Source organism: Streptomyces sp. NPDC059740 (genome assembly GCF_042733155.1).
Taxonomy (GTDB): Bacteria; Actinomycetota; Actinomycetes; order Streptomycetales; family Streptomycetaceae; genus Streptomyces.
This window is the reverse complement of record NZ_JBHWGP010000006.1, coordinates 232,277-256,224: the sequence shown is the minus strand read 5'-3', so window position 1 is coordinate 256,224 and position 23,948 is coordinate 232,277. Positions and strand designations below refer to the sequence as shown.

General features: G+C 71.4%; 28 protein-coding genes and 1 tRNA gene. 15 read left to right on the top strand and 14 right to left on the bottom strand.

What is annotated here, in order from left to right:
- Window positions 1-84: 84 nt before the first annotated feature.
- The 3 genes from ACFV3R_RS10940 to ACFV3R_RS10930 form a co-directional block, all read right to left on the bottom strand.
- Window positions 85-158, bottom strand: a tRNA-Met gene (locus ACFV3R_RS10940).
- Window positions 159-215: 57 nt separating this feature from the next.
- Complete coding sequence (locus tag ACFV3R_RS10935; protein WP_385579019.1) at window positions 216-419, bottom strand: cold-shock protein; 204 nt, start codon at window positions 417-419, stop codon at window positions 216-218.
- Window positions 420-567: 148 nt separating this feature from the next.
- Window positions 568-849, bottom strand: coding sequence for an HU family DNA-binding protein (locus tag ACFV3R_RS10930; protein ID WP_385579015.1), 282 nt, complete (start codon window positions 847-849; stop codon window positions 568-570).
- Between the two features lie 157 nt (window positions 850-1,006).
- On the opposite strand from ACFV3R_RS10930, the gene ACFV3R_RS10925 reads away from it, so the two are divergent.
- The gene (locus tag ACFV3R_RS10925; RefSeq protein WP_385579012.1) at window positions 1,007-1,486 is read left to right on the top strand and encodes a hypothetical protein; all 480 of its coding nucleotides are present in this window, start codon (window positions 1,007-1,009) and stop codon (window positions 1,484-1,486) included.
- A gap of 62 nt (window positions 1,487-1,548) precedes the next feature.
- Here the strand turns inward: ACFV3R_RS10925 and ACFV3R_RS10920 are convergent, their stop codons facing one another.
- The 7 genes from ACFV3R_RS10920 to tap all read right to left on the bottom strand — a co-directional run bounded on the left by ACFV3R_RS10920 (window position 1,549) and on the right by tap (window position 9,724).
- Window positions 1,549-2,226 carry an HAD family hydrolase gene (locus ACFV3R_RS10920; RefSeq protein WP_385579009.1) on the bottom strand — a complete coding sequence of 226 codons (678 nt, stop codon included), beginning with the start codon at window positions 2,224-2,226 and terminating at the stop codon, window positions 1,549-1,551.
- 52 nt (window positions 2,227-2,278) lie between these two features.
- Window positions 2,279-2,962: an isochorismatase family protein gene (locus tag ACFV3R_RS10915; protein ID WP_385579006.1), complete on the bottom strand. Its 684-nt coding sequence runs from the start codon at window positions 2,960-2,962 to the stop codon at window positions 2,279-2,281.
- A gap of 13 nt (window positions 2,963-2,975) precedes the next feature.
- Window positions 2,976-3,554, bottom strand: a complete 579-nt coding sequence (locus tag ACFV3R_RS10910; protein ID WP_385579003.1) for a restriction endonuclease — start codon at window positions 3,552-3,554, stop codon at window positions 2,976-2,978.
- Window positions 3,555-3,683: 129 nt separating this feature from the next.
- A complete protein-coding gene (locus ACFV3R_RS10905) occupies window positions 3,684-4,046 on the bottom strand; it encodes a hypothetical protein (protein ID WP_385579000.1) in 363 nt (120 codons plus the stop codon).
- An 85-nt stretch (window positions 4,047-4,131) separates the two neighbouring features.
- Window positions 4,132-6,546, bottom strand: a complete 2,415-nt coding sequence (locus ACFV3R_RS10900) for a Helicase associated domain protein (protein WP_385578997.1) — start codon at window positions 6,544-6,546, stop codon at window positions 4,132-4,134.
- Between the two features lie 44 nt (window positions 6,547-6,590).
- Window positions 6,591-7,169: a telomere-protecting terminal protein Tpg gene (gene tpg, locus ACFV3R_RS10895; RefSeq protein ID WP_385578994.1), complete on the bottom strand. Its 579-nt coding sequence runs from the start codon at window positions 7,167-7,169 to the stop codon at window positions 6,591-6,593.
- A 23-nt stretch (window positions 7,170-7,192) separates the two neighbouring features.
- Window positions 7,193-9,724, bottom strand: coding sequence for a telomere-associated protein Tap (gene tap / locus ACFV3R_RS10890; protein WP_385578991.1), 2,532 nt, complete (start codon window positions 9,722-9,724; stop codon window positions 7,193-7,195).
- A gap of 163 nt (window positions 9,725-9,887) precedes the next feature.
- Here tap and ACFV3R_RS10885 point away from each other — a divergent pair, with 163 nt between their 5' ends.
- The 4 genes from ACFV3R_RS10885 (at window position 9,888) to ACFV3R_RS10870 (ending at window position 12,261) form a co-directional block, all read left to right on the top strand.
- Window positions 9,888-10,520, top strand: a complete 633-nt coding sequence (locus ACFV3R_RS10885; RefSeq protein WP_385578989.1) for a hypothetical protein — start codon at window positions 9,888-9,890, stop codon at window positions 10,518-10,520.
- 31 nt (window positions 10,521-10,551) lie between these two features.
- Window positions 10,552-11,010, top strand: a complete 459-nt coding sequence (locus ACFV3R_RS10880; RefSeq protein WP_385578986.1) for a hypothetical protein — start codon at window positions 10,552-10,554, stop codon at window positions 11,008-11,010.
- A 71-nt stretch (window positions 11,011-11,081) separates the two neighbouring features.
- Entirely contained in the window at window positions 11,082-11,723 is a 642-nt protein-coding gene (locus ACFV3R_RS10875; protein ID WP_385578983.1) for a hypothetical protein, read from the top strand.
- Between the two features lie 181 nt (window positions 11,724-11,904).
- A complete protein-coding gene (locus ACFV3R_RS10870; RefSeq protein ID WP_385578980.1) occupies window positions 11,905-12,261 on the top strand; it encodes a hypothetical protein in 357 nt (118 codons plus the stop codon).
- A gap of 30 nt (window positions 12,262-12,291) precedes the next feature.
- Here ACFV3R_RS10870 and ACFV3R_RS10865 read toward each other — a convergent pair whose 3' ends face one another.
- Window positions 12,292-12,876, bottom strand: a complete 585-nt coding sequence (locus ACFV3R_RS10865) for a hypothetical protein (RefSeq protein ID WP_385578977.1) — start codon at window positions 12,874-12,876, stop codon at window positions 12,292-12,294.
- Window positions 12,877-13,072: 196 nt separating this feature from the next.
- On the bottom strand, window positions 13,073-13,777 hold the full coding sequence (locus ACFV3R_RS10860; protein WP_385578974.1) for a hypothetical protein: 705 nt from the start codon (window positions 13,775-13,777) through the stop codon (window positions 13,073-13,075).
- Window positions 13,778-14,323: 546 nt separating this feature from the next.
- Here ACFV3R_RS10860 and ACFV3R_RS10855 point away from each other — a divergent pair.
- Window positions 14,324-16,723 carry an N-6 DNA methylase gene (locus ACFV3R_RS10855; protein WP_385578971.1) on the top strand — a complete coding sequence of 800 codons (2,400 nt, stop codon included), beginning with the start codon at window positions 14,324-14,326 and terminating at the stop codon, window positions 16,721-16,723.
- A gap of 97 nt (window positions 16,724-16,820) precedes the next feature.
- On the opposite strand, the gene ACFV3R_RS10850 is transcribed toward ACFV3R_RS10855, so the two are convergent.
- Window positions 16,821-17,624, bottom strand: coding sequence for a hypothetical protein (locus tag ACFV3R_RS10850; protein WP_385578968.1), 804 nt, complete (start codon window positions 17,622-17,624; stop codon window positions 16,821-16,823).
- A 478-nt stretch (window positions 17,625-18,102) separates the two neighbouring features.
- Between ACFV3R_RS10850 and ACFV3R_RS10845 the strand changes: the two genes are divergently transcribed.
- From ACFV3R_RS10845 to ACFV3R_RS10805, 9 genes are all read left to right on the top strand, one after another.
- Window positions 18,103-18,606 (top strand): hypothetical protein, encoded by a 504-nt coding sequence (locus tag ACFV3R_RS10845; protein ID WP_385578965.1) that lies wholly within the window; start codon window positions 18,103-18,105, stop codon window positions 18,604-18,606.
- Between the two features lie 46 nt (window positions 18,607-18,652).
- The gene (locus tag ACFV3R_RS10840; protein ID WP_385578962.1) at window positions 18,653-18,913 is read left to right on the top strand and encodes a hypothetical protein; all 261 of its coding nucleotides are present in this window, start codon (window positions 18,653-18,655) and stop codon (window positions 18,911-18,913) included.
- Between the two features lie 86 nt (window positions 18,914-18,999).
- Complete coding sequence (locus tag ACFV3R_RS10835; protein ID WP_385578958.1) at window positions 19,000-19,425, top strand: hypothetical protein; 426 nt, start codon at window positions 19,000-19,002, stop codon at window positions 19,423-19,425.
- A gap of 52 nt (window positions 19,426-19,477) precedes the next feature.
- Window positions 19,478-19,954 (top strand): hypothetical protein, encoded by a 477-nt coding sequence (locus ACFV3R_RS10830; RefSeq protein ID WP_385578955.1) that lies wholly within the window; start codon window positions 19,478-19,480, stop codon window positions 19,952-19,954.
- Window positions 19,955-20,046: 92 nt separating this feature from the next.
- Window positions 20,047-20,490 (top strand): hypothetical protein, encoded by a 444-nt coding sequence (locus tag ACFV3R_RS10825; RefSeq protein WP_385578952.1) that lies wholly within the window; start codon window positions 20,047-20,049, stop codon window positions 20,488-20,490.
- Between the two features lie 76 nt (window positions 20,491-20,566).
- Window positions 20,567-21,226, top strand: a complete 660-nt coding sequence (locus tag ACFV3R_RS10820; protein ID WP_385578949.1) for a hypothetical protein — start codon at window positions 20,567-20,569, stop codon at window positions 21,224-21,226.
- Window positions 21,227-21,279: 53 nt separating this feature from the next.
- Complete coding sequence (locus ACFV3R_RS10815; protein ID WP_385578946.1) at window positions 21,280-21,816, top strand: hypothetical protein; 537 nt, start codon at window positions 21,280-21,282, stop codon at window positions 21,814-21,816.
- A 49-nt stretch (window positions 21,817-21,865) separates the two neighbouring features.
- A complete protein-coding gene (locus ACFV3R_RS10810; protein ID WP_385578943.1) occupies window positions 21,866-22,138 on the top strand; it encodes a hypothetical protein in 273 nt (90 codons plus the stop codon).
- Complete coding sequence (locus tag ACFV3R_RS10805; RefSeq protein WP_385578940.1) at window positions 22,135-22,869, top strand: hypothetical protein; 735 nt, start codon at window positions 22,135-22,137, stop codon at window positions 22,867-22,869. Before ACFV3R_RS10810 ends, ACFV3R_RS10805 begins: the two co-directional genes overlap by 4 nt.
- Before the next feature lie 119 nt (window positions 22,870-22,988).
- Here the strand turns inward: ACFV3R_RS10805 and ACFV3R_RS10800 are convergent, their stop codons facing one another.
- Window positions 22,989-23,738, bottom strand: coding sequence for a GntR family transcriptional regulator (locus ACFV3R_RS10800; protein WP_385578937.1), 750 nt, complete (start codon window positions 23,736-23,738; stop codon window positions 22,989-22,991).
- Window positions 23,739-23,948 lie beyond the last annotated feature (210 nt).

Sequence of the window (23,948 nt, the reverse complement as noted above, 5' to 3'; positions counted from 1 at the left end):
CGAAGCCGCAACCCTCGCCCGTGCCGCCGATCGGGACAGGGAAGAGCGAAGGGACCCGGCTGTGTGCCGGGTCCCTTCGTTTCGTAGCGGGGACAGGATTTGAACCTGCGACCTCTGGGTTATGAGCCCAGCGAGCTACCGAGCTGCTCCACCCCGCGTCGGTGGTGCCACTCTACACAGAGTCGCCGACGGAGGGTGCACGCGTGCCCGGGGTGTCAGCTGCGGACGATGTTCTCGGCCTGGGGGCCCTTCTGGCCCTGAGTGATGTCGAAGGTGACCTTCTCGCCCTCGGTCAGCTCCCGGTAGCCGTTGCCGGCGATGGCGGAGAAGTGGGCGAAGACATCGGGGCCACCATCGTCCTGGGAGATGAAGCCGTAGCCCTTCTCGGAGTTGAACCACTTCACGGTGCCGCTGGCCATGCTGCGTCCTTCGCTGTCGCCGAGGGTGCTCGGCTGAGGTATCTGGGAGGCCGCTGCCTGACGGCGGCGGCCCGGGATCCGTTCTACCCCGGAGCACGGCCCGGAATCCAGATCTTCCGCCCGCTGCCCGTGTCGGACAGCGTTGGGCTCACTTGCCCTTGGCGGCGTCCTTCAGCTTGGAGCCGGCCGAGACCTTCACGCTGTGACCGGCCGGGATGTTGATCGGCTCGCCGGTCTGGGGGTTGCGGGCGGTGCGAGCGGCACGGTGTGTGCGCTCGAAGGTCAGGAAGCCGGGGATGGTGACCTTCTCGTCGCCCTTGGCGACGACGTCGCCGACGGTCTCGGCGAGCGCGGCCAGCACGGCGTCGGCGTCCTTGCGCGTCACCTCGGCGCGGTCGGCCAGCGCGGCCACCAGCTCACTGCGGTTCATGGTCGTACTCTCCCAATCTGTGGATCCCCCTGACCATGCGACCTGGCCAAGGGCACGTCTGGACATCCTGCCACTGCCCTCTGACAGTGCCGTGCCGACGACGTCGTACCGCGGGCTCGGCAGTGGCCGACTCGAACGAAGTGGCATTATCGGAGCAATGCTCAGAAAGCTCCGTCGCCGGTTCGCCTCGCCCTCTTCGTCCATCGCCCACGCGGCGCCGACCGCATCAGTTCAGGCGGAGCCGGAGGTCGCCGTGGCCGACGCCCTGGTGGCGAGGCGCGGCAAGCGGATCCGGACCGGGCTGAAGGAGCTGGGCCTGGATCTGCGCCACCTCGGCCCCGAACCGTCCTGGCTTGCGGCAGCCGTAGCGGGAAACCGCATCCCACTGGGTCCCGACGAGCGAGCCGAGCTGAACGCCTACCTGGGCACCACCTCGACAGCTCCTTGCGCCTCCGACGCCGCATGCGACAGGACCATCCAGCAGTTGGAAGCCTTCGGTGTTCTGCGGGACATGCGCAAGGAAGGCATCAACGCGAGATTGTGCGGCGGGCACATGGCTGCCTCGCAGCTGCGCAGGATCCGCGGGGAGGTCCTGGCGTTCGAAAGTGCACGGAGCCGACAGTCCGCGGAATTCTGACGGCTTCATTCGAGGAGCGTGTCGGCGTCCGTCGGCTGCATCCACGGCGGTGGGGCGATGGATCAGTGACGAGCCGTCGGCAGGTTCAACAACTGGGCCAGGTGCGCGAGGGTGGTGTCGTGGCCGTCGGCGTGCACAGTGGTGATTCCGAGTTCGGCGGCCGGGGCGAGATTGTCGTGGCGGTCGTCGACGAACACGCAGGCGGAGCCGGGCAGCCCGAGTCGGTCCAGGACGGTCCGGTAGATCGCCGGGTCGGGTTTGGCGATGCCTTCGTGTTCGGAGATGACGGTGACGTCGAACAGGTCCCACACCCCGAGCTGCCGGTAGGGGTCGTACGGATCGAGTCCGAAGGAGTTCGACAGCAGGGCCAGGGCGCAGCCGGCCTGCCGCGCGGCCCGGGCCAGGGTGATCATCCCCATGGCAGGGCGGACGGCGGCCCAGGCCTGGCCCATCAAGTTCTGGTGGTCAGCGATGCCGAGGAGCGCGGCGGTGCGGCGGTTCCACTCGGTCTGCGTCATCCGCCCGCTCTCCAGGGCCTTGTACAGCTCGCGGCCCTCGGGGTGGTCCTCCAGGGTGGTCTCCCACGCTGACTCCGCCAGTCCCTGAGCTTGGCACCAGGTCCGGTGGGCGCTGTCCACTCCGTCGGTGAGTACTCCCGCGAAGTCGAGAATCAGTCCCTGGAACGGGAGGTCCCTGTCGGTCACGCCTGTCTTCCTCCCCCACGTCGTGGTTGTGCCCATCCGCCCCCCTCTGCCCGGCGCTGGCCGACTTGCCGGGGGCGCTGGCGGGGTCTCACTGCGCTGGCGTTGCATCGATCAGGCCGAGGACCTCTGCTGTGGGGCGTACGTCGCCGAAGGAGCGGTAGATCGTGGCGAGCGTGGCGTTGTGGTCCTGGTCGCGGCCGGTCGCGTTGGCGTCGGCGACCATCACCACCCGGTAGCCGAGGGTGAATGCGTCGCGGGCCGAGGACTCGCAGCACACCTGGGTGACCGTGCCTGTGATCAGGACGGTGTCGATGCCGCGTTCCTGGAGGAGGTCCGGGAGCGGGCAGCGGCCGGGGAAGAAGGCGCTCGGCGCGCTCTTCTCCACGAAGATGTCGTCCGGGGCGGTGGTGAAGCCCGGCCACAGCCGGCCGGGGAGCGGTCCGGTGCCGCCGGAGTTGCGGAACATCTCGGCGGCCTCGGGGCCGTGGAACTCATCGCCGGCCGGGGTGCGTTCGGTGCGCGCGGGCAGGACCCAGGCGACGGTCCCGCCGGCCGCCCGCAGCCGGTCGGCGAGCTGCTGGATGTTCGGGGCGATGCCGCGGGCGTAGGGGTTGGCGTCGACGAAGAACGGCACCATGTCGATGACGACCAGGGCGGTGCGGGCGGGCGTGAGGCGCGGGTAGGCGAAGCGGCGGCCGCGGCGCTCCTGCTGGCGCCGGTACTCGCGCTCCTCGATGCGCCAGGCGTGGATGCGGGTCTCGGTGTCCTGCACGGCGGGGTCCTCGTCAGTCGTGGTCGGGGCTGAGCTTGCGGTTGGTGCCGGACCGGCCGATGTCGAGTTCCACCAGGGAGCTGAGGGTGGTGCCGCTGTTCCAGAAGCCGAGCAGGTCGACGTCGATGAGGCACAGTCCGTGCCGCGCGGCGAAGTCCCGGGCCGGACGGGTGAAGACGCAGGACGCCACGAACACCGGTACGTCGGCGCCGTGTTCGGCGCGTGCGGTGCCGTTGAATGTTTGGATGTCGCGGCTTCCCACCGAGCGGTGCTTGGCGAACCGCTTGCATTGCACGACGATCTTCCGGCCATCGGGCAGGTAGCCGATCACGTCGGCGCCGAGGTCGCCCGAGCCGCCCACGCGCTCCACCTTGGTACAGCCGTCGCGGCGGCACAGCTCGGCGACGTACTCCTCGAAGGCGCGGTCGTCCATAGCCCACACCGCCGCCAAGGAGCGCCGGGCTTGGAGCTGCGCGTCCTCGGCGAGCCGCTGCTTTTCCGCCCGCGCCTCGCGCCGCCCGGCGCGTACGAGCCCCGTGACGACGACGGCGAGTAGGGCCGCGGCTAACGCCGCCAACAGCACCGTGCCCATCCTGTGCTCCCTCCCCTGGTGGCTACGCCGCCTTCTCTCTCCCCCATCCGGGCCCCGTCTATCCGCTGGACGCAGGCGGACCCCGACGCCGACGGGAGCTGCGGAAGCGGACATTGCCCCCGTACTTCTCTATGCGGCTGTGAGCACCGAGGGGAGACCGGCAGTCTCGATGGCCGGCAGCAGGTGCCGCAGGTGCTCGATGCCGCGGGGCGTGAGGGGAACCGTTGTCTCCACGGCCTCCTGCTCGAAGTACGGGTGTCGGCCGAGCGCGCGGGTGTGGGTGATCGTGATCCGCTCTTCTTCCACGCTGATCACGGCGGGGTACACCGTCTCGTCCAAGTCGTCTCGGTCGAGGAACCAGCTGGTGTCGGTGGTGGCCCAGTCCGAGTACGTCGATACCCCGATGTCGTGTCTCCAGGCGGGCCGGGCAACGAGGAGAACGTTCAGGGCGATGTGAGCAGCTGGGAGCACCCGTGGTGCCGGAGAGGTCATGGCGTGAGTGTGGCTGGTCACCGTGGCGGGTTCAGGGCGCCACACCGTTCAGGCGGTCCCAGCCGGTGGGAGCGGGTTGGGTCCGTCAGCTCTCGGGATCCCCGGCTCCTGGCGTGGGAGCAGGCGCGTCTTGGTGCGCGTGCCGGGTCAGTCCTGCTGCGGTGACGGCCTGGAGATGCTGGTCGGGCAGGGAGTCCCAGCGCTTGCGGAGGTTGTTGACCCACTGGCCGACCTTGAACTCTGCGCCGTCGAGGACGACGGTGTCGCGCTGGCGGATGCGGAGGTGGCCTTCGCGGGCGCGGAAGGCTTCGACGGCCGCGAGGCCCTTCTCGAGCTGGCGCTGCTGGCGGGCGGCGCGGCCGGTGAGCGGCGGCGGCTCGTCGGCGGGCGGTTCGATGAGGGTGATGCCGAGCTCGCGGACGAGTTGGATCTGTTCGGGGTGGAGTTCGGCGAACTCGGTGCTCTGGGTGCGCACCCACTCGCCGAGGGGCTCGTCGTCGTCGGTGAGGAAGTCGGCGGGCAGGTCGTCGAGGGTGATGCTGGCTTCGGCGTAGGTGCGGGCGGTGTAGTAGAGGCGCTGCCAGGTGATCGACCAGAGGGGGTTCCAGTACGGGTCGAGTTCGGCGAGCGCGATGTCGGTGGGATCGGGCTCCAGTCCCTTGTCGGCGCGTTCCCGGGCGGCGCGTCGGCGGTTGGTGAGCCACCGGCCGAACGCGAAGTCCCCGATCATCTCGCTGGTGGCGACGGCGAGGTGGCCGTGGGTGCTGGCCCAGTTGCGGGCGTGGAGCAGACCCCGTTCGGCAGCCTGGGCGTGGAGGTTCCAGATCATGCCGATGTTCTCGAGGGCCCTGATCTGGGAGCGCTTGAGGGTGCCGGCCGCGTATGCCTTGCGCATGCGGTTGATCCAGCGGCCGAGGGCGAAGCCGTTCTCGTCGTCGTACAGCTGGGGGACGTCGAGGTGGCCCTGGTGGTCGTAGTAGGCGGTGGCGGCTTCCAGTCCGCGACGGAAGGACGCTTCGCGGGGGTGGAGGACGCGCAGCTTGAAGGCCTGGGCGATGGTGTCCGGGGGGAAGGGCCGGTCGAAGACGACGTCGAGGGGGACACCTTCCTCGTCTTCGTCCTCGGGTTCCGGGTTGGAGGGCTGCTGAGGGACGGCGAGCCGGTCGGCAATGCGGTCGTCGTGGGCGCGAAGGGCCTGCAGGACACGCCAGAGCGGCTTGTACAGGTTGGATCCCAGGAGATCGTCGGCGTCCTCGCCGGGTGCGACGTACACGGGGACGATCAAGGTGGCCTTCTTGCCCTGGCCGGGCTTTTGCCGCAGGGCGCGGCCGACGGCCTGGACGGTGTCGACGATCGATTCCTTGGGGTCGGCGAAGACCACGGTGTCGATCGAGGGGATGTTGACGCCTTCGCCGAGGAGGCGTGCGTTGGCGATCACGGTGCGGTGGGCGGGCGCCAGGTCCTGGCCAGGGCGGCCGTCGAAGCAGTCCAGGAGGTATCGGCGCCAGGTGGGGTCCTGGGTGCCGTCGAGGGCGGCCGCCCACAGTTCGCCCGGGTCGGGGCAGCCGGTCCCTGTCTCGTCGAGGGCGTAGAGACGTCTCGCGGCTTCGGGGAGGGATGCGGCGAAGTCGTGGGCGTCGGCGATGCGGTGGTGGAAGGAGACGACGCGGCGCAGGTCGAGTTCGGCCATGGCGCGCAGGACCGCGATCTGGAGGGCGGCCTGGCGCAGCTCGGCCTCGGTGGCCCGGTCGGAGATGCCGAGGCGGGTGCGGATGGTGGCCTCGTTCACCTCCATCACGACGACGCGGTAGTCGGCGAGCAGGTCCATGTCGATGGCCTCGGCGAGCGGGAGGCGGTAGCAGGTCTCCCCGTAGAGGGCGGGATCGTCCATGGAGGCGACGAGGGAGGCGTCCTCGTCGTCGGCGGGTTCACCGGCGGACCAGATCCTTGGTGTGGCGGTGAGGTAGAGGCGCTTGTGCGCGGGCACCAGCTCGTCGTCGTGGACGGCTGCCCAGCGTTTGCCGAGGTGGCCGCTGGTGCGGTGGGCTTCGTCGACGGCGATCAGCGACCACGGCGGCAGGGCGTAGTCACGGTGGGCTTGCCGGACCCGGGGCAGGGAGTGGTAGGTGGCGAAGACGGTGAGGCCGGGGTTCTGGTGGACCGCGGCGGTCAGTGCGTACGGGTTAGTGGTGAATGCGACGGATTCGCTGGTGGTGTTGGGGCGCTTGGAGCACAGGGCGAGGACGGGGCCGGTCATGCCGGCGGTGCGCCAGTCGTCGATGGTCTGGGCGAGGAGTTCCAGGGTGGGCAGCAGCACCAGGCGGGTGCCCTGGGGGGCGACGCGGGCCGCGGTGCGCGCGGCGACGTAGGTCTTGCCGGTGCCGCAGGCCATCACGATGGAAGTCCGGGCGGTGTGGCGCAGCGCGGTGAGGGCGGCGTGGACGGCCTGGGACTGGTGCTTGAACAGCCGCACTTTCGGGGGCGGGGCGGTGGTGGTCACGGACACGTGGTGGTCGGCCTTTCAGCCCGGTGGTGGGCCATGGGTCAGCCCAACTGGAAGCGGATGTGGTCGATCGTGGTCAGCTCGACCTGCTGGAGGGTCTGGGCACGGGTGCCGCCGTCGGTGAAGTAGTCGTCGCGCAGCCCGTCGGCGACGATCTGGGCGAGTTCGTCTTCGCTGGCGCCGGCCTGCTTGGCCTCGTAGAGGGCGCGCGCGGTGTCCGCGTCCAGGCGGCGGGACAGGCGCCGGTAGCGGGGGTCGTTGGTGGTGCCGCGCGGGGAGGTGAAGCCGAACTTTCCGCGGACGTCGACCTTGATGCCGGCGGTGGTGATGGCGGCCTGGAGCTTCTTCGCCTTGACGATCGGCTGCCAGAGCTTCTTCACCTCCGCCTCGATGACGGCGGCGGTCTCCGGCTTGGTCGTCTTGATCTGGTCGTCGCGATAGCGCTCGACGGTGCGCTGGCTCTTGCCGATCTTCTCGGCGACCGCGCGGGCCGCTTCGGCGCGGCTGACGCCCTTTTCCTGCTTGAGCAGGAAGCGGATCCGCGCACCGAGGGTCTTGGGGATCGGCTGGGAGTAGGCCGTCTCGGCGGCCTCCTCCAGGCGGTCTTCGATCAGTCCCACGATCAGTCAGTCTCTTTCGGGTCTCAGGCCACGCGGACGAGCGAGGCGTCCTTGATCTCGTTGGCGATGTTCACCTCGGCGGCGAGCAGGTCCAGCGCCCAGGTCATGGTCTGGGAGCCCTGGGGCTTGACGGAGCCGGGGTTGACGCCGAGGCGGAAGCCACCGCGGATCGGCTGGCCGTCGGGGCCGAGCAGGACGGGCAGCGGGGACAGGCCGTCGGTCGCGTAGACGACGCAGTCGTTGTTGACGGCGAGCGGCCAGCGGTCGGCGATGTCGGCGAGGTTGCGCATCTTGCGGTGCATGTTGGTGCGCGCCTTCGACAGGACGGCAGCGCGGATGTCGGGCCGCCAGGTCACGCGCTTGAGCGCAGGCCACGGGTCGCCGAAGACGTGGCCGACGCCGAGGTTGGGGCGCTGGCGGAGCTTGCCGATGCCCGACTTCGCGGTGGCCTTGATCGCGTTGACCAGGGTGACCAGGGCCGGGTCGCCGCCCTTGTAGGTGGCCATGGCGGCGATGAACGCCTCGTCGTCGAGGTCGGCGGTGACGCCGAGATCGTTCATCGCGTGCAGGTAGGCGGCGCGCAGTCTCTCGTACCAGAGCTGGAGGTAGGGGCTGTGGGTGGTACGGACCCAGGCTTCGATCGGGCGGACCTCGGCGCCGAGTTCGACCGCGTAGGCGACGGTGGGGGTGGCGTACCAGGCGGGGCCTTCGGGGCGCTGGCCGCTGGAGGTGAAGGGGTTGGGCAGGCGGGGGTCGAGCTCGATGTGGGAGAGGTCCAGGTACCAGGAGCCGGGCAGGTCGGGGTCGAAGTCGGGGTTGTGGGGCCGGTGGATGGCCGGTCCGGTGCCGACGTGGAGGCGGCGGCAGGCCGCGAGGAAGGCGACCGACACGTCGAGGGCGACGACGTGGGTGCGGGCCCGCTCGTCGTCGGTGACCAGGTCGATGGGCCGGATCCAGATGCAGGCTTCCTCGTCGAGGGCCTCGCTGGCGGGCCGGGACCCTTCCTCGGGGTAGTCGGCCGCCACGAGGGGGTGCTCTTCGGGGGCCTCGCACGGCGCCGGGTCGACGACGGTGTGCAGGGTGTCGGGCACCTTGGCCGACACGTACTTGTTCTCCTCCTCGCTCCAGACGGCCTTGGTGGGCGGGCGCAGCGCGGTCATGAGCTCTTCGGCGGTGACGGCGACGGTGCCGCGGGGGGTGATCACCATGCGGGCGAAGGTGCCCAGGAGCCGGGCGAGTTCGGGCGCGGGGAGGTCTCCGGCCGTCCCCCAGGCCCGGGTCTCCAGGGCGCGCCAGGGCAGAAGGGCGAGCTGGACGCAGTGGCGCTTGCCGTCGAGGCGTTTGAAGATCCGTGGCCAGGGGCCGAAGCCGGACTTGGTCAGCTCCCAGCCGGCGCGCGTGAGGTTCTTGACGACCTTGTGGTCGGCGGGCAGGCGGAGGTCTTCCTGGTCCTCCAGATGGACCGGCAGGCCGAAGTGCTCCACTGCCGCGGTGGTGAGGACGATGAGCGGGTCCTGGTCGAAGCCGTTGTCGTGGAGCTTGGCCGCGCCGAGGCGGATCTTCTTCTTGTCCAGGGACCAGGCGGCCAGGGCCTGGAGGGTTCTGGCGGGGCACGGCACGGTGCGGCCGTCGACGAGGTGCGCGGTCAGCGCGCCGTCGGTGATGTCGAGGACGGCGAGCGGGCCGTCGGCGTGCTCGGGTGCCGCCGGCTTCTCGGCCGGCTTCCGCGCGGCTCTGCGCCGGGAGGACGACGGTGCGGCGGCGGGGCGGCGGGAGGGGGTTGCCGGGCGGGCGGGCGCGGCTGCCGCCACCGGCTCCGGTTCACCAGCCACCGGTTCGGCGGCCGGAGGCGGCGGAGGGGCGATCGTCTGGCCGGACGCGGCCGGCGCGGAGAGCGGTTCAGCGAGAGCGGGGGCAGAGTCGGAAAGTCGTTCGTCCGCAGCTGCGGGCGCCAGGGCGGCGGCCAGGTGGCTGCCGCATCGCGGCATGCCCATGCGGGAGTGGACTTCCAGGTAGACGTGGCGGGGCTGGCCGTCGACGAGGAAGGTGGTGGGCCCCCCGCACCGGAGGCAGGGGCGGGTGATGCCCTCGGGCAGTTCGGTCCAGGAGCCGGGGGCGTCGAACGCGGCGGCGGACTCGGGGGCGGCCGCCGGCACGGGGAGCGGATCCCAGTTCAGGTCGGGCGGGTCCTCGATGTCGAAGCCGAGCTGGAGGGGCTGCTCCTCGCCCGCGTCGGCCGGCGCAGGACTCGCGGCAGCGGCTACCGGTACGGGCGCGGGCGGGGCCGGGACGGTATCTGCCGCGCGGGCAAGTTCGGCGGAGAAGTAGGCCAGGATCCGTGCGTACAGCTGGCCCTTGGCGCCACGGGGCGCGCGGGGCGGTTCCTTCTCCCAGGTCCACACAGTCTCGCGTGACACCTCCAGCGCCGTGCCGAGCTGGGTTTTGGTCCACCCGAACGCCTCACGAAGCCGGGCGCGCTCCGCCGGGGGCGGCAGTGGCGGCACGGGCCCGTCCATGGGGATCCGTGCGAGCACCGCCTCCACGGAGTCGAGCATCGTCTACCTCCAGTCACCGAATCTAACGCGAATCTAACGTATCCGATGGGAGGCTGTCAATTCTTGATCGTGTTTCACGATGTAATATGACTGTTCCGCATTCGAGTTTCACAATGTAATGTGCTGGCTCTGGTTGTCCGACCGTCCCCTGGGAGGGGTCTCCTTGTCCAAGTCCGACTTCATCAACGCAGCGGCCGAGCGTGTTCGGGACGATGCGCCGCTCGGCTCTCGCACTCGCGGCGAGATCGCACGGTTCATGGCGCACGCCGCCGACGACGACGGACACATCCCGGAGGAGCCCGAGGCCCGCCGCGCTGCCGTGCGGATCGCCGAAGCCCTCGAACAGGACCGCGACCAGGCGCAGAAGGCCGGCCGCACGGCCTGGTCGCGCCTGAACGATCTCCACCGGCAGCAACGCGATGCGGCCGCTCTCGTGGCCAAGGACCTGGTCGAGGCGCTGCAGGCCCTCTATCCGGCGGCGCTTGCCCTGGTCCTGGCCGAGAAGCACGGTGCGTTCGTCTCCGCGCGTCTGGTCGGGGCCCGCGGCTGCACGGTGCGCGAGTTCGGGCTGGACACCGCGCCCCTTCCGCAGTTGCCCGCCCGTCTGCGGGAACGCTGGCCCGAGGGGGCCCTCGCGCGTGTGAAGGAACTGGACGACGTCATCGCCACACTGTGGGCGTGCGGGATCGGCTTCGACGACCTGCCCGCCGATCTCCGCGGTGGCGCGGACGACACGCACTACGTGCCCGCGCTCCTCCTGACCGCTGACCAGGGCTGTGAATGCGGCTGTGACTGACCACTCCCCCGCCTCCCCGGAAGGCCGGCCCATGCCCTCGCGTTCCGCCGGTGCCCCGGGCAGCATCCACCTGGATCCGGCCGCCGAGTCCCCTTCGCTGCTCGGGAGCGTCGACCGCGACGGTGCCGGTGAGCCGGTCTTCCTTTTGATCACTCCCAACCGCATCGAGGTGCACACGCTGGCCTGGTTCAGCGATCACTGGTCGCGTGAAGCCGGATACAGCAGGGCCCGCCGGCGGCACCGTCTGTCCTTCCGGATCCTGCCGCCCGGCTCGATCCACCCCCAGGTCTTCAGCGTCCACGACGAGTGCCATCACGGCTACGCCTACGCCGAAGGACGCCGGTTCCTGAACTGCACCGCCACGATCACGACGGTCCCCGAGCACCCCGCAGACTCGCCGCAGCACTACCGCTTCCGCTTCTGGCAGCACGACCCAGCTGCGGACGAGCCACCCGTCGAGGACATCGAGACCTACCCCCTGCCCAGCTAAAGGCCGACCCGGCCCGGACGGCGCGCGGCGCCGCCGTCTCCCCCGCTACGACCGCAAGGAGCCAGACGACCATGCCCTTCCCGCCCCGCCCCGACCTTCCGGCAGAGCCAGGCGATCCGGCCGCGCCAGGATCGCGGATCCTGGTGGAGGACGGCGACATCCTCATGCGCCGGGGCCTTGAGGACTACGCCCGGTCCGCGCACGTCCACGTGATCGAGTCCGCCAAGGAACTGGAGGACTTCCGGCACGGCGCGGGCACCGGCGCCCTGGACAGAGCCGAGGCCAGCGCCGACCGGGCCATCACCACCTTCGCGGCACGCACCGGCGAGCCGGACCCCGCCTGCTGGCACGCCGCCGTTGTGTACATGGTGGAACTGCGGGCCTCACGCTACAGCCGCACCCGTGCGGCCGTCTTCGACCCCTCCCCGCGCTCTCCATCGCTGTTCACACCAGGCAGCCCTATGAGGATCGAGTCGATCAGCCGCGAAGCCCACGAGCGCATCCTGTCCGCCGGGAGGTCGCTGGAGCGGGCAAGGCGCGGCAGCGACACGATGGACATCGCCCGGGCCCAGCACGCGGTCCATGACGCTGCCCGGCTCCTGGCCGACCAACTGCCGGGGCTGTCCGTGCCGTTGTGGATCCTCATCGGCCGCTACTGCGCAGAGACCGAGGCCGAGAACCTCCGAACGGTCGGCCAGACCGGCACTGGCTGAGGCCCTGCAGGGGCGAGGGCGCCGACGGCGGCGCCCAACCGCTGCTGGCTTCCAGCATGGTGAATGGCCCGCCGGTCCTGTGCTGCGCCCTGCCCCGCAAGCGGGATGGCTCACTCGGGTGCCCACGCGGAATGATGACCGCCCTGGGCAGGAGCCGCCCTGACCGAAGGAGCTGGAGCAGATGCTTGTGCCCACCGACGCGGAGCTGGGAGAGCTCGCGGCCCAGGTGCGGTTCGATCTGGAGAGTGCGGGTTCCGCGCCGGTACCGGCCGATCGGCACGACGAGGAGGACGGCGGCGTGCTCGTCTACATCGATCAGCATCAGGTGCACGTCGCCTGGAGCACACACGACCGGCTGGACGAGGCGGCCACGGACATGAAGGACGCCGACCGGGAGACGGAGGACGTCGTCCGGCGCTACGAGACCACGCGCGCCACGATGCACCTCGCGCTGGGCAGCATCCTGAACGCTTTCGGCTATCACACCCGGCCCCAGGCCATGGGCTTCGGCCACGTGGTCGTTCCGATCCCGGGGTAAACCTCGGCTCTGTCGGGAGAAGGGCCGCTCCTAGGAGAGGAACACAACGCCGAGCTGCACGGGGCGGCCACATGGAAGGTGTCCCACGCCGTCGACCCCGCTGTCCGTACGCCAGGTCCTGAGCCGGTCGAGTCCGTCGCCTGCGGCCGCGGCGACGGACTCGAGTGCGCTGCTCGATCCCACCGTCGTCAGCAGGCGCACCGTGAAGGCGCCGCCGTGGTCCTCCACCCACAGCTCCGCCTCGGGCAACAGCTCGTGATTCAGCCCGTGCGCCCAGGGCGTCAAGGACCGCAGCAGGTCCGCCGTGGCCCGGGTCGAGGTCTCACGGCCGGCTGTGCCGCCGCCGTCGACGGGGGGAGCGACGGCGGCGACGAGGACCAGGGATGCGCCGAGGTCGGCGGTCAACGACGAGGTCCCTCCGTACGGCGAGGTGTACAGGTCGGCACCTGTCGCCTCCGCGAGCTGCGCCAGGCTCGCCGAGGCTGCCGGCTCCGTGCCGCAGACCTCTGCCTGGACATCTTGCGAACTCAGGCACAGCCGCAGGGGTTCCAGCGGCTCGCAGGCATCCAGCAGCCGGGCGACCGCGGCCGTGGTGCTCGCCAGAGAGAGTGACATGCGCGCCATTGTCCCCAGCTCCCACGCCGCCCGCTCCCGGCAGGAACATCTTGCTCTCCTCCTCCCCCCCGGGTCTCGGGACGGACAACAACTGCTCGGAACGTCGGCGCCGTGCAGCCGTCGGCAGGCAAGGGGACGAAGGCGGGATACTGCCTGCGCCGGTGCGGCGCGAGGCAGTAGGTCCCGTCCTCGCGTGTCAGGCAGCCGGGCGGGCGGCGAGCTCGGCGGCAGTACGCGCGAAGCGAGCGGCCTCCTGCAGGGTGAACATGCAGTCGGCGTCGGTGGCTTCGTCCTCGTCGGGGATTCGGGCAGCGTCTCTCATCGTGCGCAGGGCCGCCGCGGCGACGACCGCGGCCGGGGCGGTCGTGGTGTAGATCCGCTCCCACATCCTCGGCGCGGTGAGCCATCCGCCGGCTCGCACGCCGTAGATCGCGGGATTGCAGATGTGGCTGGCGCCGACGAGCCTGTCCAGGACGTCTGCGGCCGCGCGCAGCAACTCCGCGCCTGCCTCCTGATCGGCGGCCATCTCCAGCACCGTGTACACGATCTGGACGAGCGGCGCGTCGTGCACCCTGACCTCGTCAGCGGCGTGCCGGTCCAGGGCGGCACGCAGTCGCGTACGGGCGGCAAGGCCGTCGGGCGCCCGCAGCAGGGCGTGCTTCAGTTCGCGGTCTTTCAGCGCCCAGGCCACCGCCTCGTCCACCAGGAGGGCGGCCTTCTCCCCATCGGCGCCGAGGTCGGCGCGCAGGTGGGCGGCGAGCCGGCGGGCGGGCTCGACGTGGACCGGCTCCTTGCGAACGCCGCGCTGACTGCGCAGCAGCTTGGTGTACTTGCCCGTGCGGCCCATGGCCTTCTGCACGGCGCGGGCGCGCTGGGCGGCGCGGGACTGGTTGCGTGGCATGACGTCTTCTCCCCGGGCACCCCGCGCCTGCCCGCAGCTGTGCGAGCGGGTGTCGCGGGCCCGGGTGGGGACCTTGGCCGTCTGAGCTGTCCCGGCGCGGGCGGGGATGCAGCGGCGGCGGTCGGCGGTGCGCGTCCTGCCGGTCGGCATCGTAGCGGATAGCCGCGCGCCCTGCCGGGTCCCGCAGTTGCTCGCCGGAGCCGCCGGGACCCATTGCGGTGGTCGCGACGATCAGCGGCCAGTCAGCGGGAGTTGGGGCCGGCGGGCGCCGGACGGGTGGGTGCTCGGCGCAACCACGAGCGTTTCATGTTCTACATCCTCTGTGTATTATGATTTCGCCGAGTTCCGGAAGGGCAGGCCCCTCGCTTCATCTCCCACGCGTCCTGGGCGCTGACGCTGCTCGCGCCTGCTCCGGCCGTGCGTGCGGACAAGCACATGCTCATCCGCGCACGGCCGCCGACGGGCCGCCGTCCTGCCCTGGCGCTCGCTCCGTGCCCGGTCGTCCTGGCCGGGCACGACTGATCCCCGTTGTTTGAGGAATGCGCTGTGCCTTTGTCCCTTGCCCAGCTGGAGCGGCACCTGTTGGCCGCCGCCGAGGTGCTGCGCGGCTCGCTGAGCCCGCACGAGTACCAGGACTTTCTGCTGCCGCTGGTGTTTCTGAAGCACGCCAGCGACGAGTTCGGTGCCGCCCGGAAGCGGCTGTCAGCCGCTGCGGCGGCACAGGGCAGCAGCTCCGAACAGGCGGCGGTCATCGCCGACTCCCCCGAGGCCCACGCCCGGGCCGGGAGCTTGTACATCCCGCCGCTGGCCCGCTGGGAGCGGGTCGCGGCCGCCACCGAGCACATCGTGGAGAGCCGCCTGTCTCCCGCGCTTCAGGCCATGGCGGCTGCTCATCCCCCGCTGGCCGACGCGTTCGCGTACTTGGACTTCACACGGCTCGGCGCTCGTCAGCCCGGTCAGGCCGACCGGCTGCTGCGGGCCCTCATCGACCGCCTCTCGTCCGCCCCCTTGCACAGGGCAGCTCTGGCGTACCCGGATGTGCTCGGCGCCGCCTATGAGACTCTCCTGGGCAGGTTCGCCTCGGCGGCGACCGGCGGTGAGTTCTACACCCCGGCGTCGGTGGTCCGGCTGATGACGGAGCTGGCCCGGCCGGCCGCCGACGCCCGCGTCTACGACCCGTGCGTGGGCTCCGCAGGGATGCTCATCCAGGTCGCCCAGCACGTGGCCGAGCACACCGGTGATGCCGGCAAGCTCACGCTCGCCGGCCAGGACGCCAATGCCCGGGCCACCGCGATGGCGGCACTGAACCTGATGATGCACGGCGTGCGGAACTTCGACCTCCGCACCGGGGACACCCTGGCCGACCCTCAGCACGGCAGCAGCTTCGAACTGGTGCTGAGCAACCCGCCGTTCTCCATGGACTACTCCCGGTCCTCCCTCGCCGATGCCGGCGAACGCATGCCGTACGGGATGGCTCCCGAGAAGGGGCGGGCTGACTGGATGTTCGTGCAGCACATGCTGCACGCCGTCCGCGACCGCGGCGGCAGCGTCTTCACCGTGCTGCCCCACGGGGCGCTGTTCCGCGACCGTGCCGAAGCGGAGATCCGCGGCGCTCTCCTGGACGCCGACGTGATCGAGGCGGTCATCGGCCTGCCGGCCGGCCTGTTCACGAACACCGGGGTCCCCACCTGCATCCTGGTCCTGCGCTCTCCGGGCACGAAACGTCCCGAGCTGCGCGGCAAGGTGCTGTTCATCAACGCCGACCGGGAGTTCCGAGCCGAGCGCACCCGCAACGTGATGCTGGCCGAGCACGTCGCGAAGGTGGCCGCCGCCTTCCACGCGGCCGTCGACGTTCCCGGCTTCGCCCGGGCCGTGGGCCGCCGGGAACTGGCGGACAACGGAGACAACCTCAACATCAGGCGGTACGTCGACAACACACCGGCACCGGAGCCGCAGGACGTCCGCGCGCACCTGTTCGGCGGGATGCCACGCGCCGAGATCGCCGCCCACCAGGGTCTGCTGGATGCGTACGGACTGGCGGTGACGGATCTGTTCGCCGAGCGGGAGCCGGTGGACTCGGACTACGTCGACTTCCTCCCGCCAGGCGAGCGGCCCGACGCCGGCCGGCTCGACCTCCTGGCCACGCCCCGCGAGTCCGCCTTCCGCGACGCCCTTGCCGCCTGGTGGCAGCAGTCTGCAGGCACCCTCGACGGGCTCGTCGGCGGCCGGGCCGCAGCCGGACATGTCGGCGTCGTCCGCGAGGAGATGCGCGCCTTGCTGCTGGAGCGCCTCGGCCCAGTCGGGCCGCTGGACCGCGACGCGGTAGCCGGCGCCTTCGACGCCTGGTGGGACGCCTCGCGCCACGACATCTCCTGCCTGGCGCACCACGGGTGGGCGGGGGTGGTCGACGCGTGGCTGCAGGATGTCCACAGCCGGCTGGAGCCGGAGACGGATGCCCGGACCGGCAAGGTCCGCCGTCCGTCCGCCGCCGAGCGGCGCGCCGTGTACCAGCAGCCCGTGGTGACTGGCCTGTTGCCGGGATTCGCCGCTGAGCTGCGTGCGGCCGACGACGCCCTGACGGCAGTGACCGGCTTGGGCCGCGGGGACGTCAAGACGGCGGTACGGACGGCCCGTCTGCACGTGGAGCAGCTGGAGGCGGAGGTCTGCCCGCCGGCGGACGTATTGCCGGGCGGGTCCCGTCTGGACCGGGCGCGGGCCGCGCTGGGCGCGCGCGGCGGTGAGCGTCAGCTCGTCCGCGAGATCCTGCACGCCCGGCTCCGGGACGAGGTCGAGCAGCGGCTGCGCACGCGCCGAGGACAGCTTCAGGACCGCTACCGGACGTGGGAGGAGAAATACGCTGAGTCCCTCGCCGACATCAGGGCCGCATCGGATGCCGCCGGTGCCAGAATGTGGCGGCATCTGCGCGAGATGGGATACGCGGACTGACGCCGCCCCGGCCCCGCCCGCAGCCGGGCAGGCAGCGCCGATGTTCCGGTCAGGAGCTGGCTGCTGTCCCGGCGCGGGCATCCGAGGGTACGGCCCGCTACCGGGTCCGTCCGGCGGTACTGACTCCGAGCACCAGGCGCCGCAGGTCCCTGGCGGCGAACTCGACCGCCAGCCGGTCCCAGTCCTGGTAGACCGCACGCCCATGCGTGCGGTCCAGGAACAGGCGCAGTCCCGCCCGGAGTTCTTCGGGCACACCGTCGAACCGGGCCGGAGCTTCGGCGGGCACCGGCTCCGCCGAGCCGGACGGCCTGTGGGCGGTCGCGGCGATGGCGCGGCGGCGCTCGGCGGCCATCCCCTGCTCGACCGCCTCGTACAGGGCGGCCCTGGTGGCGGGATCGTCCTGGGCGTGGTCCAGCTCCAGGCGCAGGGCGCTGATCAGGTGCACCGCCAGGTCGTTCACGCTCAGGTCGTCGAGGTCGGCGAGCAAGGGCGGCTCGCCCTCGGCCTCGCAGGCATGCCGGGTCCAGGCGAGGATGTGGTACCAGCGCCAGTGGATCGTCACGGCGGGCTCGATGCCCCACCGGTCGGGGCCGCCCGGATGGCGGGGGCCGGCGTGCGGGTTGACCCATCCGCAGCGCTGTGTGCAGGCGGCCTTCAGGTCGGGGTTGCCGGCGTTGAGTTCGTAGGGGTCGACGCGCTCACCGGCCCGTGGGGCATCGGTGCGTACGACGCAGAAGGCGTGCAGGTCGCCGCCGTCCTCCGGTCCGCTGAGGGTCGTCGTCGGCTGGGGCGTGTCGCGTGCGGCAAGGAGTCGAGCCCGCGCTTGTGTGTAGGGGATGCCTTCTTTCTCGGCCAGCCGGGAGGCCCGGGACTTGAGGTCGTTGCTGCCGCGCTTTGTCACGATGACTCCGATCGGCGGTCCCCACGCGATCCGCCGCTGGGTCGGTGACCGGGCAGGGCAGAACCACGCGGGCCCTCGCCGAGCGCGTTCGCCCGGTGTCGGAACACCTTCTTCCGACGAGCCTTCGACCAAGGCCGGACGACGCTGCGTGGGAGCCGGGTCCAGCGGTCTGGGCGCGTGCACGTCCTGCGCCACCGGAAACGTAGCGCACCCGTCGTACGTCCGGTAGACGGCCAAGATCGCGCGCCTGGCGCGCACGGCCGCGCCCGTGTCCAGGGCTCAGGACCGGTCGCTGTCGCGGCGGCAGTTCCCGGATAGCCAGAGCGTTGCACATTCTAGTTTCGGGATGTATTGTAGTTGTCATCGAGGGCGGGCCGCCCGGTCAACGGGCCGGAGGCCCCGCAGCCCTTCTCCCATCACAGCTTCCTGGCGCTGCCCGTGCTCACCCACGCGCGCCATCTTCTCGAAAGGGATGTCCATGTCCGAGAGCGATGTCCAACGCGTCATAGGCCGGCTCGTCGAGCAGGCCGACGAGCGCTCAGCCCAGGTGATCTACGACCTCGCCTGTAGGGCCGGGTACCTGTGGTGCTGCGGCAACACCGGCTGCCGCGCCCACAATCCCCGGGGCCGGCGGTACTGCGAGGGCTGCGGCTGGGGCCCCAAGGGCCGGCCGGTGGGTGACATCACGCCCAGCCTGTACGCCGTGCCTGACCGGAAGTGGCGGGCGCTGCGCCGTGCGGTCGCTGCGCATTTCGAGCAGCTCGGCACGCCGATGCCGGACGCGGTGGTCTTCGACTACTTCGGCGGTCCCGGTTGGCGGGGTGCCGAGGTCCGCGCGATGTACGGCGGCCGGTGCAAGGAGATCGCCGACGGCTTTCGTGACCGCGACGCCTATGAGGACATTGCGGCCGCTCTGGACGGCCTGACCCGCTTCGAGAAGCCCGCCTTCGGCGAGCACATGCGTCTCGTCCTGGCCTCCTGACCACTGCCGCCCACTCCCCGCACTGCCCGGAAAGGAGTCGCCTGACATGGCTGTCCTGCTCATCGGCCGGTGGGACGACGAGACCACGCTCACCATCATCGAGTCCCACCAGGTCCCAGACGGCGACCAGAACGCCATCGACCGGCTGTTCCGTGAGGCGCTGGAGTCCGGAACCGGTGACTGGGCGTGCGCCTACGACGTGGACCGGCATCGCGACGCCGTGCAGCGCGCCTCCGAGGAGACCGCGCAACCCGCCGGTGCCGGCATCGAGGACGACGTCGAGCACTTCGAGCCCGTCACCTACTGATCACCGCCCGCGCGGGACCGGCCACCGGCATCCCGCGCCGCGAGCCCGGTCCTGCCTCCCGCAACACCGCCCCGAGGAGGGCTCATATGCGCGGCATCGACATGCCCGTCACCCCCGAAGCGATCCGGAGCCGCTTCCTCGCCTACCACACCGCCTGGATGATCCGAGCCGAGGCCGAACGCGGCACCGGCGACCCGGAGATCCATGAACTCGCCGCGCTTCTGATCCGCGTCGAGCACGGCGAGGGCCGTCCCGAGGTGAGGGTGCGCTGCTCCTCCGACACCGGCACCGGCCACCTGAAGACCGCCGTCATCACCGCCGGACTGCGCATCGCCAACGATCACCTGCCCGCCCACTCCCCCATCACCTACGGCCCCAGCCGCAGCCTCGACGGCCGGCTGAAGGCCCACGAGTGGATCAAGCGACGGATCTGGCGCAAGGACCCCGCGCGCTCCCAACTCGTCGTCGACCCGCGCGTGCCCATCCGCTGGGAGAGCGTCCCCCGGCCATAACCCGCCGTCCGCCCGATTCTCTTCGGCCCTTCTCTCCGCAGGAGTTCACGTCATGAGCGACCGCCCCGGCCCGGCCCACGCCACTGGCTTGGTACTCACCACCAGCTCGGTGCTCACCACCGAATCGATCATCGACCCCCTCCTCGACGCCCTGACCGAGGAGCAGCTCGACGAGCTGGCCAGACGCATCAGCACTCGCCGCTTCGCTCGGGTCGAGACCCGGCTCCTGGCCGCGCTGCGCGCGGACAGTGCCCTGCTGCACCGTGACGGGCTCACCGACCATGCCGAGCCGGTCACCCTGGTCACCTTCAGCACGCACGACAACGACTACGACCCCGTGTGCTGGGACCTCAACGCTGTCGCCCGGCACGAGTCGGGGGCGAAGACGCCGGTCGACTACGGCGGCACCGATGTCGAGGGCGTACTGCGCGACTACTCCAGCTTCACCTGTCCCGTCGCGGGATCGCGGCTGGTGGTGGACCTCAACACCGGCCAGTTCACCGTCCGGGGTGCGTGGGAGCCCGGGTGAACCCCGGCTCTGCCCGCGCGGGGCGCGCGCCGCCGAGCCACGCCCCCATCCCCTTCCTCCTCTGCTTCCCCACTTCCGCAAGGACTTTCCTGATGAGTGACCGACTCGAATGGGCCCACGCCTCCAGCGGGGCTGAACTGCTCTTTCCTGGCGAGGACATCGACGGGGCGGTGGTCGAGCCCGGCGAGATCGCCGTCGCCGTGTGGACCGGCAGCAACGGCATCGCCCTCCACGGCCCGCGAGAGGCCGTGCGCGACCGGCTGCTCCAGCTGGCCCTCGCCGTCCACGAGGCGCCCCCGGTCCCCTTCGCCGACGCGTGCATCCCGGAGCGGACCGACCCCCGCCGCTGGCGGCCGACCCCGCTCCCCCGCCCACTGGCACCCGGTCCCGCCGGACCGGCCCTGTGCGGAGGCGTCGACCGCCCGGCCGCCGCCGATCCCCGGCTGGCCACCTGCCCTGACTGCATCGAGATGTGGAACAGCGACACCCCCCTCACCCGGCTCAGTCTGGCCCACGCCGTCCCCGCCCCGTCCTGATATCTCCGGCCCCTCCTGTCCCACAACCACAGGACCCGTCCGATACGGGTCCGGCTCCGCACCCCGAGGATCACAGATGACCACCCCGAACGCCCGCACGGCCGCAGCCGAAGCGCTCCTGGACGCACTCACCTCCGAGGCGTCCCAGTGGGCCGGCGACGACGCCGGTGACCGGCAGCTGCTCGACGCCGTCGACGCGGCGGCCCCCGGTGACAAGCTCGCGCTGCTGCAGTCCTCCAGCCTCGTCCCCTCCCGCCTGTCCCACGCGATCGGAGAGGCCCTGACGGTCTTGGACCCCGCCACCTACGCTCCCCCGGCAGGCACCCGCCGACGGGCGGAGGTGGCCTTCCTCGCCCTGGCCACCGTGATGGTCCGCGCCACCGGGACAAGCGTGGACGATGCCCGTGAGCGCGTGGAGGCCGCCACCGGCGAGGAGATCGCCCCGGACGTTCCCCGTGCGGACGGCGTCCACGTCAGCGCCCTGACCATCGAGCCGGGCACCGTCCGCCTAGACCAGCTCGGCGACGTTCCCGTCGCCGCCCCCGACGACCCGCACGGCGGTGCGCCCGCCGCGCTGCTGCCGCCCGCGATCCGCGCCGGCATCACCGACGTCGTCGACTACTGCTGGGCCAGCGAGGAGCGCGACTTCGCCGACCAGGACGGCGACGGCCGCGCCCGGCACATCTTCACCGCACTGCGCCTGCTCCGGTCCTACCTCGGCACACCGGCTGCGTAGCCGCCGGCCCCCTGTCGCGCGTTCCCGCCCTTGTCACTGAAAGGCCCCCTGGAATGGCCCTGACCGACCACAACGACGTCTTCTTCGGCTCGACCGACGACGCCTGGACCTTCGCCCTCCTGAACACGCCGGTCCCGGCCGGCCCCGGCATCCTCACCTCGGCCGGCTTCAGCCCGCGCGAGCACCTCGGACGCACCGTCTATCTGCTCGCCCCCGGAACGCCGGGCACGGCCGCCCGGACCGGCGACGCGATCGATCAGCTCCTCCCCCACACCCTGGACATCGTCGAGCTGGCCTGGACCTGCCACCACCGGCCGTCCGGGGCCGGCGCACCCGACGCCCACATCACGGTCTGCGGCACTGCGGTGACCGCCGCCACGACCGCACCCCGCGCCCGCGCCGTGCTGATCCAGGCCGGTTTCACCGCGTGCGGCAACGGGACGCTGCGCCTTGCCGACGGAATGGACGAGGACGAGGCGGTCGGCCGGATGGTGCGCGCCGAGGCGCACCTCCTCGTCGAGGGCCTTCAGGTCCGCGTCGACCTCGGCATCGCCAGCCCGGAGGCCCTTCCCCCCGCGCCGCGCCGCTGACCGCGGCCTGGCCCCTCCCTTTCCCGACCTGCCCTTTCTGGAGCATCACGTGTCCGACCCCTACCTCCTGTGCGTCCGCGACGCCTCGGTCACCGTCGTCGACGCCAGCCCCGAGGACGACACCCCCAGCGACGTCTACGAGATCGCGGTCTTCGGCGTCAGCGTCCTCATCCGCCGCCGCGCCCGGTGGGGCGCCGCCACCGACGTGCCCTACGTCCACATCGAGGACCAGAACGACGGCCCCGGCCTGCTGCTGGTCGAAGTGAACAACACGGGCGAGCACGAGCACCCCCGCCCCGCCACCCACGGAGTGATCGCATGAACTACGCCGCCGCCCGCCAGGTGATCGACCCGGACGCCGACTACGTCGTCCACGTCCGTAGCGACACCGGCTGGACCGCTCCCGCCGATCCCGGCCATCGTCAACTCCCCGGCCTGGACGTCCTGCTGGCGGCCCGACGGGTCCTGCGGGCCGACCCTGCCGGCACTGCCTGGTGCACGTCGGCCGAGGCGCTGCACCTGCGGTCCGGCGACGGCCGGCTGTGGCTGCGCTTCGTGCTCGCCGCTGTCGCCGAGACCGACCTGTGCCCACGCCCCGGCTGCGCGGAATTCCTTCCCGACTCCGGCCGCTGCGCCTGCGCGGGCCAGCCCGCACCCGATGACCGTGCCCCGGCCGGGCTGTGGCGGGTGCTCGGGCTGGCCGACTCCGCCATGGTGCCCCTCACGAGCAGCGATCTGACCAGGACGGATCTGGTGGTTCTGGCACGTGCCTGCCACCTCCTGGCCCAGCAGCATCACGCGGCGTCGGCCCGTACGCCGCTTCCGGCGGCGGCGCGACCGCTGCTGGAGCGCCTGGCCCTGGTCCTGGACGACCTTGACGAAGGCCGTCCGCACGCCGTGGACGTCGATGTCGCCTTCCGGCGCCATGAGTTGCTCACGCTCGCCGACGCCGCTCTGGCCCTCTACCGCGCCCATGGGGATGTCGACGATGTCCTGGGCCGTCCTTCGGTGCTGCTGCTCGCTCACCTCGCTTATGCGAGCGGCCCGCACTGATCGACTGGGCGCGTGGGTGCGGGCTGCGATGACCGCCGGTGCCCGACGCGCCCCTCCGGTGCTCTGTCCCGGCCCGGACGACCGGAACGGAGACCCGGAAGTGGTCCAGGCGTCGACGCTCACGGCCGCAACGCATCAATACCCGGCGCTGGCCGGGCCACGCAGTCGGGCTCCGTGACGGCCGGCTGGGTGGCCACCCGGCGCCGGAGCTGCGCGAGTTCGGCGTACAGCTCATCGAGCGCGGTGTCCGTGATGGTGGACACGGTGTGGCGCAGGCCCGCTTCTGGTTCCTCGTTTGCGGCACTCGCTCGCGAGTCGTCCTTGCTCCAGGCGACGACGTTGCTCCGGCCGACGGCGTGAATGAGTCCTTCGTCGCGCAGGATCTGCAGGGCCCTGCGGACGGTCATGGACGCCACCCCGTAGCGCCTTTCCAGGTCAACCCCCGAAGGCATCTTCGCGCCCGGGGCGAGTTCGCCCGCCGTGATCTGCTCACGGAGGTCGAAGGCAATCTGTTGGTACCGCGTCAGGCCGGACGTCGTGCCGAGGGGACCGGCGGCGGTCGCAGAGGCGGACTCCTGCTCAAGCCGAACGGAAGTACCGGGGCCCTGGGGGACGGACGCCTCGTCCGTCAGCACGCGAATCACGCTGTGCACGGTCTCGCCGGCAATGCCGAAGAGCTGTTGGATGGTGCGAGCAGAAGGCAGCAGGCCCCCCGTGATGTCCTGGTGAAGCCGGGCCGCGATGAGCCGGACGGGTGGAATGAGGCTGCGAGCCTGCGAGATGTCACCGATCCAAGACGGCGCGGGTCGCCGCCGGCTTGCCCCTGCAGCTGTACTCCGCGTCGGTGCCGATGTTTCTGACGTCGACATGAGTGGCATGGTCCCTCCTTCATCGTCGTGTTCGTCTGCTACAGGTGCCGAACGGCGCCCTCGTGTGACAGGTGGCGGTGCGCCATCTCGCGGACGTCGGGGGCACGGGCCGCTCGGGCCGGCGTACCGCCCCTTGCCACGCGACCGCGCCCGCTTCCTGCCGCGGGCTGGCAACCTCGCCGCCACAGGCCGTGCGCACCGCGCTGCTCC